General features: G+C 68.2%; 7 protein-coding genes. 2 read left to right on the forward strand and 5 right to left on the reverse strand.

Translation table 11 applies throughout. From position 1 onward, the window contains the following. Window positions 1–55: 55 nt before the first annotated feature. Together ACGFIF_RS24325 and ACGFIF_RS24330 are read left to right on the forward strand one after the other, a co-directional pair. A complete protein-coding gene (locus ACGFIF_RS24325) occupies window positions 56–481 on the forward strand; it encodes an aldo/keto reductase (protein ID WP_393157485.1) in 426 nt (141 codons plus the stop codon). A 29-nt stretch (window positions 482–510) separates the two neighbouring features. After that, window positions 511–3,267, forward strand: a complete 2,757-nt coding sequence (locus tag ACGFIF_RS24330) for a hypothetical protein (RefSeq protein WP_393157486.1) — start codon at window positions 511–513, stop codon at window positions 3,265–3,267. Between the two features lie 25 nt (window positions 3,268–3,292). Here ACGFIF_RS24330 and ACGFIF_RS24335 read toward each other — a convergent pair whose 3' ends face one another. From ACGFIF_RS24335 to ACGFIF_RS24355, 5 genes are all read right to left on the reverse strand, one after another. Next, the gene (locus tag ACGFIF_RS24335) at window positions 3,293–4,348 is read right to left on the reverse strand and encodes a TRM11 family SAM-dependent methyltransferase (RefSeq protein WP_393157488.1); all 1,056 of its coding nucleotides are present in this window, start codon (window positions 4,346–4,348) and stop codon (window positions 3,293–3,295) included. Between the two features lie 119 nt (window positions 4,349–4,467). Continuing rightward, entirely contained in the window at window positions 4,468–7,428 is a 2,961-nt protein-coding gene (locus ACGFIF_RS24340; RefSeq protein ID WP_393157490.1) for a glycoside hydrolase family 2 TIM barrel-domain containing protein, read from the reverse strand. Continuing rightward, window positions 7,425–9,461, reverse strand: coding sequence for a beta-galactosidase (locus tag ACGFIF_RS24345; RefSeq protein ID WP_393157492.1), 2,037 nt, complete (start codon window positions 9,459–9,461; stop codon window positions 7,425–7,427). Before ACGFIF_RS24345 ends, ACGFIF_RS24340 begins: the two co-directional genes overlap by 4 nt. Before the next feature lie 91 nt (window positions 9,462–9,552). Continuing rightward, window positions 9,553–10,563 carry a LacI family DNA-binding transcriptional regulator gene (locus ACGFIF_RS24350; protein WP_393157493.1) on the reverse strand — a complete coding sequence of 337 codons (1,011 nt, stop codon included), beginning with the start codon at window positions 10,561–10,563 and terminating at the stop codon, window positions 9,553–9,555. Window positions 10,564–10,594: 31 nt separating this feature from the next. Beyond that, window positions 10,595–12,046, reverse strand: a complete 1,452-nt coding sequence (locus ACGFIF_RS24355) for a glycoside hydrolase family 28 protein (RefSeq protein WP_393157495.1) — start codon at window positions 12,044–12,046, stop codon at window positions 10,595–10,597. Window positions 12,047–12,153 lie beyond the last annotated feature (107 nt).

Below are 12,153 nucleotides of genomic sequence, written 5' to 3' on the forward strand. Positions count from 1 at the left end.
GACGAGGCATACCCGGTGCTCGACGACCTCCGGCGCCAGGGCGTGATCGGCCGGCATGAACAGTCCGGAGATCCCGGCCCGTTTCGTCCGCGAGACCGACCTCGACGTCGTCCTGATCGCCGGCCGCTACACCCTGCTCGACCAGTCGGCCGCCGACGACCTGCTCACCGCGGCGGCCGACCGTGGTGTCGCCGTGATCGCCGGCGGCGTCTTCAACTCCGGCATCCTGGCCGGCGGATCGACCTACAGCTACCGTCCCGCGTCACCCGAGATCGTCGCCCGCGTAGAGCAGTTGGCCAAGGTCTGCACGTCGTACGACGTCTCGCTGAGAGCGGCCGCGATGCACTTCCCCACCACTCACTCCGCGGTGACGACAGTCCTGATCGGCTGCGCCACCGCGGCTGAGGTCCGAGAGAACGTCGAGCTCTGGCGGCAGCCCTTGCCCGCCGAGCTGTGGACCGCTCTCGACGCTTGCCACTAGCAACAAAAACCGCCCCGAAAGGTTGCACCATGCCTGTACGTCGATGGTCCCTGCCCTTACTCGTCACACTGCTGGCCACCAGCGCCGGCTCGCTCGCCGCGGCCGGTCCACCCGCCCAACCCGCCGATCAGCTCACGACCGCGTGGCACGACGGCGCACTCCGGACCGACCCGGCCGGGCTCGTCTCGCGGTCGGACCTGGTCCAGGAAGGCCCGGCCTGGCGTGCGTACCAGGCGATGCCGCTCGGCAACGGCGTCCTCGGTGCCGCGGTCTGGGCCGAGAAGGGCTTCAGCGCCCAGCTCAACCGCGTCGACACCTTCCCCGAACTCAAGTCCGCCGGGCGTCTCGTCGTACCCGGCCTCGATCCGCTGATGCGCGCCGCCGACTACACCGGCCGGCTCGCGATGTACGACGGCCAGCTCGTCCAGCGTGGCGGTGGCATGTCGGCCCGCTCCTACGTGCGGGCCGACGCCGACCAGTTCGTCCTGGAGGTGACCGGCGCCGATCCCGGCAAGACACAGACCGCGGACCTCAAGCTCTGGGAGGGCCGTACGCCGACCGCCGACGCCACCGGCGCGGTCGCCTCGCTCGCCGAGACCTTCCGCGACACGGCCTCGGGCAGCCTGACCGGCGCGGTCGCCGCGTTGACCGCTCGGGCCCGCGATGTCTCGGCATCCGTGGTCGACCCGTTGACCGTCCGGATCACCTTCCGCCCCAACGCTGACGGCTCGTTCCGGCTGGTTGTCGGCGTACCGTCGTACCAGGGCGGTGACGTGGCGACCGCCGCGCGTCGTGCGGTTACTGAGTCGAAGAGCAAGCACCTCGACTGGTGGCACGCGTTCTGGGCGAAGGCCGCGCCGATGCGGATCACCTCGGCTGACGGCACCGGCGAGTACGTCGAGGCCGTCCGGACGCTCCAGCTCTACACGATGGCCGCGTCGATGCGGTCGCCGGTGCCCAGTACGCACGGCGCCGTGGTCCGGATGTTCTCGTCGGCCAAGGACCAGGCCGACTGGGCGCAGGACTCGTACTGGCATTTCAACCTGCGGATGATCATCTCGACCAACCTGGGTGCGGGCATCGGTGAGTTCAACGCGCCGTACTTCCGGTTCTACCTCGACCGCGCCGACCTGATGAAGAAGTGGACACACGACCACTGGTTCAACGCCCAGGGGACGTGTGTGCCGGAGTTCCTGCGGTACGACGGTACTGGCGACGGCTGCGACAACATGTCGGAGCCGGGCTGGGTGAAGCGCATTCTCAGCAGTGGACCGGAGTTGGTGAACAACATCTGGTGGCAGTACCGCTACACCGGCGACCGCAAGCTGCTGGATCGTGCCTATCCGCTGATTCGCGAGATCGCGGAGTTCCATCTGGCCGCGCTGACCCCTGGCGAGGACGGATACCTGCATCTGGAGCACGTGAACGCGCTCGAAGTGCAATGGGACACCAATGACCCCGCACCCGACCTGGCCGCGATGCGGGTGATCTTCCCGATCGTCGCGGACCTGGCTCAGGCGCGTGGGGACGCCGCGTTCGCTGCCCGGCTGCGCGCTGCGGTCGAGAAGCTGCCGCCGTTCCGGACTGTGCAGCGTGGCGGTGAGGAGGTGCTCGCCTGGTCCGGCACCGACGAGGAGGCGCACAACACGCAGAACCCGGAGATGGAGGTGCTGTGGCCGTGGGGGCTCTTCGAGGAGACCTCCGAGTTGATGCAGGCGACGTACCGGCAACGGGTCTACCCGCAGGACAAGGACTGGGGCATGGACACCACCTGGGCCGCACGCCTCGGGCTGGCCGATGAGGTGAAGCGACTGATGCTGAAGGGGATCCAGGACTTCCAGATCTTCCCGAACGGCTTCACCGTGCACCGCACCGGCCGCGAGCCTGTCCGGCAGCAGAGCTTCTACAACGAGTGGGGCGGCGTCGTGACGACCGGTCTGCAGGAGGCACTGATCCAGTCGTACGACGGGGTCGTGCATGTCGCACCGGCCTGGCCGAGCGAGTGGGACGTTGCTGGGTCGGTGGAGATCGAAGGTGGTCACCGGATCAGCACTGAGGTCCGTGACGGCGTACCGAGCCTGGTCGGCATCGAGGCGGGCAGTCGTGAGACCCTGCGCGTCCGCAACCCGTGGCCGGGCCAGCAGGTGCGTGTGATCGACTCCCGCGGTCAGACTGTCGTCGGACCAGTTGGGGATGACGTGCTGACGGTGCCTGTGCTGGCCAACCAGTCTTACGTCGTCGAACGCGTCGCCGTACCGCTGTCGTCCTTCAAGCATGTGCGACTGACCGGAGAGCCCGCGTCGGCAGTCAAGACGGTCGGCACCCGGATGCTCGGCGTACCCAAGAGCGAGCCGCCGATGCTGAGTGACCTGGTCACCGTGCGCACCCCGGACAAGCTCTCCAACCTCGTGAAGGCGCAGCCCGGCGCGGAGATCTACGTCGACCGCAGCTACAAGATCACCGACCTGCCGGCGGAGTTGACCGGTCAGGCGATGGTCCCAGGCTCCAACGACGACTCGAAACTGACCGCACCAGCCGACTACCTCACCCTCAACCTCACCGGCCCGGCTACGGTCTACGTGGCCTACGACCCCCGAGGCGAGAACGACTGGTGGCCGGCCTGGCTCAGCACCTTCACCCGAACAGACCAAACCGTCGGCACCACAGACCAACGCCTCCTCCTCTTCAAGCGCGAAGTCCCAGCCGGCCAACTGGCCCTAGGCCCCAACTCAGGCCTAGAAGGCAAGGGCAACTCCAGCTACCTCACCTTCGTCACTCCCCGCTGACATGTGCATCGGTTGAGGGAGTACTTCAGCCGGGATTGATTGGTTTGGCTATCACGATGCGGGGGTGCTGTCCGGCGATTGCGACGTCGTGGATGTCGAGGATTTGCCAGGCAGCATCTCCGCTGATCCTTGCCGCCTGTTCGTGGTTGAGGATGGTGACGATTCGGCCGTCTGGATGGAGGACCCGTCGCCAGCGGTTCAGGTATGGGGTCAGGTCGCCGATGCCTAGGCGGACGTCCCAGGGTGGATTCGTCAGGATCCGGTCGACTTCGGACACCACGCGCCGGGCGTCGCCGGTGCGCCATTGGATGGATGCGTGGTCTGGGGTGTTCGCGCGGGCGACCGCGATCGTCGCCTTGTCGACGCCCAGATAGATCGCCCCGGGCATGACGGCGTGCGCCTCGAGCAGGAGCGTTCCCGCACCGCAGAACGGGTCCAGCACGCGATGACCGGGCCTGATGCGAGCAAGCCTGGCCATGGCCGCGGCGACCGGTGGGTGCAGGCTGCCGGTCACCGTCTGCCGGCGCCACTCACGACGATGGAGTGGTACGTCGAACGGCCGGACGCCGACCCACATCGTCGTACCGTCGAGCACCACCCGCCAGTCGACCCGCTCAGGCGGCGGGGCCGTGCCGTTCCGGCGGGAGTGATACCTGGAGCCGGAGATCTCCTGCAGTACTTCACCAACGAGGTCTTCGACGTCAAACCTGGTGAAGTTGCGGCTTCCCTGAAACGACGCGCTCACCGCGAAGCGCCCCTTCGGGCCTGAGCACAACTGACGGCGGACTGCGGTCACGGCCGCGGCCAGAGCCGGCCTGGTCCGACCTGGATCGACGACGGCGGCCTGGACGACGAAGAGATCGTCGGCCAGCCGTGGCGGGTTGGTGATGATCGTCGCGGCAGTGGGTCGGACGATGAGTTGACGCTTGGACAGATCGATCACGCGATGGTTCGCCGCGGTCAGTTCAGCAGCGGCCAAGCGCTCCAGGCCGGTGACGGTTCGCACCAGCACCAGCGGCTGCTCGCCGTGGCTGAGGGCTCGGGTGATCGACTCTGCCGCGCCGAAGCGCGCAGAGGGCATGAAAGGTTCTCCCGGTCAGCGGTCGGGAGCAGCCGAACGGCCCACTCCCGCATCGCCGGCCGCGGGCAAAGCCTCGGACTGGCCAGCGGGAAGCTAGCCCACGCGGAAGACTGCCATGATCATGCCGCCGATGATGGCACAGCCGTGGTGTCCAGCCCACCGAATTTCCGGAAGGTCAGGGTGAAGGTGCGCTCGGCAACTTCCAGCGTGTGCTGAGGAGTCGCGGCCGGACCACAGGACGCACTACCCAGCCCGTTCTGAGCCAGATCCAGGTTGACGTAGACCTGGTCGCGCGGAGTCAGGTCTCCGCGGTGACGGGCGCGCTCCAGATCCTCGGTCGTCCAGCGCCGCGCCGTCAGCTGGAAGTACGGCGCTCCTTCCACCCGCAACCCGTTGCCGTCAGCATCTGTCAGCTCGGCCCAGCGGACATCGATCCGCGACCCGTTCTCCTGCGGTACGACGTACGGCGTCTGCAACTCGTCCACCGTGCACTCGTACCGCCCGACCCGAGCAGCCTCCCGACTGTCGGCGTACGCCTCACCTGGTCCACCACCAAACCACCGGAGGTTCCCGAAACCGGCCGGCAACGCCATCCGCACCCCGAATCGCGGCCAACTCCCACACCGCGGCGAGATCGCGGACCCCTCCCACTCCCCCTCGGGCACCACATCCACCGTCAGTTGCAAGCCGTCCGCGACAGCTCGCCAGCGATAGGACACCCCCACACCCAGGCCGAGCCCGTTCGGCGCAACCCGCCCCCGGACCACCAGGTCCTGCTCGCCGACCACGACCTCATCCACCCGATGCTCGAGCCGATCAAGCCCCGCAGCCCGCCACTCGACGCTGACCGAGTTGTTCCCACCCTGCCCGTTGTCGTTGTCGGTCGGCGCCCGCCACAAGTCAAGCCGCGGCCCCTCCACCGGCACCCCGAACAACCGCACCAGCCGCCCCGACCGCGAGTCGAACTCCCCCGCACCGACGACCAGCCTGTCGTCCACCCACTCCACCGGCCGCGGTTCCTCGTCCCGGCCGTCTCCCCGCTGCTCTGCCGGCCCGTCCTCGGGCTCACCCGACACCCCGGCCTCTTCCCGGGCGGCGCTGCTCGGCAGCTCGAACTGCGCCCACGCAACCTCATGTCCTGCCGCAGCCCACGGCTCGTCCTTCGCCAGCACAGCTCGAACAGTCAACCACCGCTCCCCCACCACATCCGAACTGAGATCCGGTCGACCCACCTCCACCAACGCACCCGCCTCAACCCCCGGAACCTCCAGCTTCCCGGACCCCACCTTCACCCCGTCGACCTCCTCCACCCACAGAAACTCCAGGTGATCCAACGTCCCGAAGTCCTGCAGATTGCGGATGGTGAGGGGATCAGGCCCGGTCATGCGCACCGGCTCGATCACCTTCTTGAGCTCGATCAACCCCGGCGACGGCGTCCGATCCGGAAACATCAACCCGTCGATACAGAAGTTGGCGCCATGCACCCGTTCGCCGAAGTGACCGCCGTACACATAATCCGTTGCACCCGGCAACAGCAACCCATGATCGATCCACTCCCAGACGAACCCACCCTGCAACCGCGGATACCGCTCCAGCACCCGCTGGTAGTCCCCCAGCCCACCAGGCCCATTGCCCATCGCATGCGCATACTCGGCCAGGACGAACGGCAACCCCCGACGACGCGCCTCCAGCTCGGGTTCGTCGATCGTCACGTCCTCGGTCCGGGTCCCGATGCGCTCCAGCTCGTCGAGCGGTGTGTACATCAAGCTGTAGATGTCGGAGAACTCGTAGCTCCGGTCCCGCTCGTAGAACAGCGCCCGGCCCGGATCGCGCTCCCGGGTCCACTCCGCCAGGAGCCCGAAGTTGCGACCGCGGTGACTCTCGTTCGCCAGCGACCAGATGATCACGCTCGGATGGTTCTTATCGCGTTCGACCATCCGGCGCATCCGGTCGAGCATCATCGGGGCCCAGTCCGGATCGTCGGCCGGGTTGCCGCGCCAGTCGGTGTAGATGAATCCGTGCGTCTCGATGTCGCACTCGTCGATCACCCACAGCCCGAGCTCGTCGCACAGGTCGAGGAACGCGGGGTGCGGCGGGTAGTGCGCCGTCCGGACCGCGTTGAGGTTGTGCTGCTTCATCAGCACCAGGTCCTGGCGCATGGTCTCGACACCGACCGCACGCCCGCGGCGCGGATCGTGTTCGTGCCGGTTCACGCCGCGGAAGAACAGCGGCCGCCCGTTCACCGTCAGCAGCCCGTCGACCAGCGCGACCGTGCGGAACCCGATCCGCACCTCGACCGTCTCCCCGCCGGCCTCGACGTGAGCGTCGTACAGCCGAGGAATCTCGGCCGACCACGGCTCCACGCGCGGAATGCACACGGTCTCCCCCGGAGCCAACTCCAGCCCGAGCTCGGGAACAAGGATGCGGGCGTACGACGGATCGACGTCGACCCGCAAGGTCCCGCCACCGGTGACGTGGTCGTAGTCCGCATGCACGAACACGTCCTCGATCACCGGCCGAGCGAGCAGCCTCACGTCCCGGAAGATCCCCGGCAGCCACCACATGTCCTGGTCCTCGAGGTAACTCCCCGACGACCACTGATGCACTCTTACCGCGAGTAAGTTCCGGCCGGGCCGCAGGTGCGCGCCGACCTCGAACTCACTGGGCAGCCGGCTCCCCTTCGCCGTACCGATCTCGACATCGTTCACCCACACCTTGAAGCACGAGTCGACCCCTTCGAACCGCAGTACGGCGCCGTCCCGCGGCCAGTCGTCCGGCAGGTCGAACCACCGCCGGTGATCCCCGGTCGGGTTGGCGTCCGGCGCACGCGGCGGGTCGATCGGGAACGGGAACGCGGTGTTCGTGTAGCGCGGCCGGTCGTACCCCTGCAGCACCCAGTGCCCCGGCACCTCCAGCTCGTCCCAGTCGCCGTCACCCGTGATCGGATCCGCAGGCACCTCCGGCCAGAACCTGAACTGCCACCGCCCGTTCAGATTGAGCTTCGGACTGGACGACCGCAACCAGGCCCGCGGCGTACGCATCCCGGTCCCGGGCAGCAGATCCTCGAAGTACGACGTCATGCCCGCTCCTCCCTGACCACGCGCACGTCACGCGGTGCAAGCTCGAATCGACCGCCGGAGATCAGGCCTGCCGGCGGTTCGACGGACACCGCTGAGCCGGACCAGTTGTGGACGAACCAGAGCCGCTCGCCCGCAGGATTCACTGCCGACAGGGCAGTCACCGAGGCGGGTAGCCCAGGCCACGAACTGTCCAGCACCTGGCTGAACACCGAGCGAGCCAGCGCGCCGTCCGGCACAGTCCCGACCACCGTCACCGAGCCCGCGCCGAACGACTTGCTGGTGACAACCGGCCGTCGCCCACCGCCGGGATGCTCGAACGACGCCAGCACCTCAGCATCGTCCACGATCAACCGCTCGGCCCACCGGGTCGCGTGTCCGTCCAGCCCAGCCACGGGCTGCGGGTCCAACAGGTTCTCGTACTCCAGGTAGTGAACGCCCGCCGCCTCACGCAACCGGCCAGGCGCAACCTCCGCCCGCGCCCGCGCCTCCGGGTCGGCGTACCCGGTCCGCGGCCCGATCACCAATTGACCGCCCGCCTGCGCATAACCCACCAACAGCTCCAGCACAGCATCGGACGCGATGTACAGCGCCGGCACAACCAGCACCGGATACCGCGACACCAACGCCACCGGATCGTCGCCGAGCCGCTCGACAGGCACCACACCCGGCCGCAGTCCGGCGTCGAGCACGCCGGTGTAGAACGCAGTGACGATCGTCGGGTACGACGACTTGTCCGGCGTACCACCCGGATGCGCCAGCGGAGGCTGGAACTGCAACGCCCAATCGCTCTCCGTCGACCACACGATCGCCACATCGACATCCGGCCGCAGCTCAGCCACTGACGACCCGGCCTGTGCGAACTCGGCTCCGATCGCCGCGATCTCGTCGTACACACGTCCCGGCTGCAGGCCGTGGCCGAGGATCCCGCCCCAGAACGTCTCCGCGCCGTGGTGGATCGAGTGCCAGTGCCAGTACTGCACCATCCGCGCGCCGCGCGACACCATCGCCCAGGCGAGCTGCCGGAGTTGGCCGTCGTACGGCGGATGGTTCAGTTGCGAGCCGCCGATCGAGGTCGCGTTCGTCTCGGTGATCAGGAAGGGTTCACCGCGTGAGCCGTAGACGCGGTCGGCCGCGAGGTACAGCTCGGCGACGCTGCGTCCGATCCAGCCCGGCTCGAACCGTGGCGGTTGCGCCGGCCGCTCCAGCCCGTCCTGGACGTGCACGTAAAGGTTGCCCGCCGCGACATCCAGCCGGGACGACAGCGGTACGTCGGCCACCGCGGCCCGGTCGTAGGCCAGACACGTCGTCACGAACTGCTCGGGCCGTCGCAGCTCCCGGACCAGGTCGGCCTGCCAGCCGATGAACTCAGTCGTCCGCGAGGCCTGGAATCGTCGCCAGGCCAGGTCGTACGACGGCGTGCTGTTCCCATCCGGACGCCACAGCTCCGACCATTCGCTCAACCGGTGCGACCAGTACGTGAGTCCCCACGCCTCGTTGAGATTGTCGACGTCGCCGTACGTCTCTCGTAGCCGCGCGACGAACGCCTGGAACGCGCTCTCGTTGTGCGGCACCAGCAGACCGGGTTCATTGTCGACCTGATATCCGATCACGGCCGGGTGGTCGCGATGGTGCTCGACGATTCGCCGGATCACCCGCTCGGCGTGGAACAGGAAGGCGGGCTGGTGATAGTCCACCTCCTGCCGGACGCCCCACGGCACGCGCTCCCCGGTCCGACGCTCGGCCGCGATCTCCGGGTGCGCGCGCTGCAGCCACGGCGGTACGGCGTACGTCGGAGTGCCCAGGACGACGCCGATCCCGCGATCTCTTGCGCCGTCGAGCACCGGCCGGATCCAGTCGAGGTCGAACACCCCGTCCTGTGGCTCCCAGGTCGACCACACCGACTCGCCGACCCGGATCGCAGTGATCCCGGCTGCGGCCATCAGATCGAGATCCGTGTGCACCCGATCGCGTAGTTCCTGCGGCAGATACTCCGGGTAGTAGGCCGTCCCCAACACAACCCGCGGCGGCAGCATGCACAAAAGCTAACCCATGCAACATTATCTATGCAATCGTTTGCACGCAGGAAGTCTCAGCCGTGCGCGGCAGCGCGAGAGGTGGAAGGAGTCAGGTGGTCGCGCGGATGCGGGCTCGGCGACGGGCTGGGCCGGTGCTTGCGCGGACGACCAGCTCCGGCGAGAGCAGATCCGGCGTCGGCCAGTCCTTGCCGGCCAGGCGGGCCGTTAGTTGTTGCCAGGCCAGCTCGCCCAGCCGCGCGCGCTCGTTCCGCAGCGACGTCAGCGGCGGACGGGCGTAGGCGGCGATGGGGATGTCGTCGTAGGAGGCGACCGACAACTCGGCGGGCACCTCGACGTCGTTGTCGTGCATCCAGCTGAGCAGGCCGACACCGACCAGGTCGTTGAAGGTGATCACGGCGGTCGCGCGGCTCCGCAGTACGGTCGGCCCGGCGTCGTACCCGTGGTGCCCGGCCCAGCCGCCCTCCATCTCGTCCAGCGTCACGTCGAGGGAGCGCGCCGTACGACGCAACGTCCGCCGGCGCTCGCCGTCCGACCAGGACGTCGCCGGACCGCCGACGTACAGGACTCTCCGATGGCCTAGACCGGTGAGGTGTTCGAGCAGGATCCGGCTCGCGGCGCGGTAGTCGATCGCCACCACTCCGGCGTTCTTCACTGTCCGGTTGATGCACACGACCGGCACCGGCAGCGCGAGCGCCTTCTCCAGCCCGGCCCGGTTGAGCCGCGAGCTGCAGAGCACCAGCGCACCGGAGTGGTCGACCAGTTCCTCGACGAGTCGCAGCTCCTCCGCCGGGTCCTCGCCGCTCTCCCCGATCAGCAGCCGGTAGCCGCCGGCCCGGGCCGCGGCCGCAAGCCCCTTCAGGACCTCGGAGAAGAAGGGATTCGTCAGGTCCGGCACGGTCACCCCGACGGTCAGCGGCCGGCCCAGCTTGAACTCCTGCGCCCGCTTGTCCGCGCGATAGCCCAGCTCCCCCGCGACGGCACGCACATGCGCGACCACCTCGGGTGAGATCAGGTCGGAACCGTTCAGCGCCCGGGACACCGTGGACACCGACGTGCCCGCCTCACGCGCCACGTCGATCAGCCGAACCCGCTCCGCCACGCTCACCTCTCACCTTCCGAGGGGGCGGCCGTCACCCCACCTGAGTGTCTCCGATCCACACATTACGGATCGTCACGTCGTCGGCGTACTGTACGACAGCTTCCGCCGCGACCATGTCAAACCGGCTGTTCGTGATCGCGACGGAACGAATCCGCACGCTCTCCGCTCCTACCATGCGATACGCCCGCTCGGCCCGCGCAACCCGGACCCGGTCGAACCGGATGTCGCGGACGTCGGGGAACAGCGACTGGTCGCCACCGCCCTGGTAGCTGAAGGTGATCTCGAGGGGACGATACATCCAGGCCCGGGAGTCGACGTCGTGCACGTTGATGTTGCGGACGTACCCGCCGCGCGTCGAGGTCGACTTCACACACAGCACCCACTGCATCCACGCCTCGTCCGCGGCGGGATCCGGCGGCATGTGCAGGCGCCGCACCCAGACGTCCTCCACCCCGCCGCTCATCTCGCTGCCGACCGCGACCGCGGCACCACCGCTGACGAAGGTGCAGTCCTCGACGATGATGCCGCGCGACGGCAGGCCGAGCCGACGGCCGTCGGCGTCCCGGCCGGACTTGATCGCGATGCAGTCGTCGTGCGTCGTGAACGTGCAGTCGCGGATCAGTACGTCGGTGCAGGACTCCGGGTTGCAGCCGTCGCCGTTGGGTCCGAGGTTGTCGATGGTGACGCCGCTGACGGTCACGTTGCGGCACTCCAGCGGGTGGATCGTCCACATCGGCGAGTTGAGCACGGTCACGCCCTCGATCAGCACGTTCGTACAGCGGAACGGCTGGATGAAGCTCGGCCGGAGGTAGTGACCGGCGCCGAAGACCCGCTGGTCCACCGGCACCTGCTCGTTGTTCATCCGTTCGAGCTCGCCCCAGTCGGCACGCTGGTTCGGCATCCCCGGCTGCCAGCCGTACTGACCACTGCCGATCCAGTACCACCAGTGCTGGTTGTCGCCGGCACCGTCGAGCGTGCCCGCACCGGTGATCGCGATATCGGTCTGCCCCTCGGCGCGGATCAGTGACGAGTAGTTGTAGACCTCGATGCTCTGCCACCGGGTCCGGACGACCGGGTAGTCGGCCGGGTCCGTGCTGAAGCGGAGCGTCGCGCCCTCCTTCAGGTGCAGGTCGACATTGCTGAGCAGGTTGATCACTCCGGTGTGCCAGACGCCAGGAGGTACGACGACGTGGCCGCCGCCGGACTCGTGACAGGCGCGGATGGCGCGGGCGATGCCGGCGGTCGCGTTCTCCGGTGTGGCGCCGTGCGCGGTGATCGGGAACCACCGGACCGGGAACCGTGGCGGCCGGATCCTGGACCGCACCGACCACTCGCGGTCACTGGTGGCGAGCGCCTTCTCTCCACCACGACCACTCGACTCCTCACCGGCAACGCTCGCGGCCGCTGGAAGGTGTGAACCAATGCCTGCGGCAACCACTCCGCCGAGGCTGAGTCCGAGGATGCGACGACGGCTGGGATGCATGGGCGGGCACCTTCCGTTCGGCTGATCGGGTAAACCTTTGCACGCCAGTATCCAAGAGATTCCGGGCCGGTCAAGAGTTCGTCGCGCCGAGCCGTTGACACCTCGCA

It is taken from the genome of Kribbella sp. NPDC049174 (assembly GCF_043197365.1).
GTDB lineage: Bacteria > Actinomycetota > Actinomycetes > Propionibacteriales > Kribbellaceae > Kribbella.

Excerpts from the sequence above, each read along its gene's own strand:
- ACGFIF_RS24325 (WP_393157485.1), top strand. The coding sequence starts at position 56 with ATGAACAGTCCGGAGATCCCGGCCCGTTTCGTCCGCGAGACCGACCTC.
- ACGFIF_RS24330 (WP_393157486.1), top strand. The coding sequence starts at position 511 with ATGCCTGTACGTCGATGGTCCCTGCCCTTACTCGTCACACTGCTGGCC.
- ACGFIF_RS24335 (WP_393157488.1), bottom strand. The coding sequence starts at position 4,348 with ATGCCCTCTGCGCGCTTCGGCGCGGCAGAGTCGATCACCCGAGCCCTC.
- ACGFIF_RS24340 (WP_393157490.1), bottom strand. The coding sequence starts at position 7,428 with ATGACGTCGTACTTCGAGGATCTGCTGCCCGGGACCGGGATGCGTACG.
- ACGFIF_RS24345 (WP_393157492.1), bottom strand. The coding sequence starts at position 9,461 with ATGCTGCCGCCGCGGGTTGTGTTGGGGACGGCCTACTACCCGGAGTAT.
- ACGFIF_RS24355 (WP_393157495.1), bottom strand. The coding sequence starts at position 12,046 with ATGCATCCCAGCCGTCGTCGCATCCTCGGACTCAGCCTCGGCGGAGTG.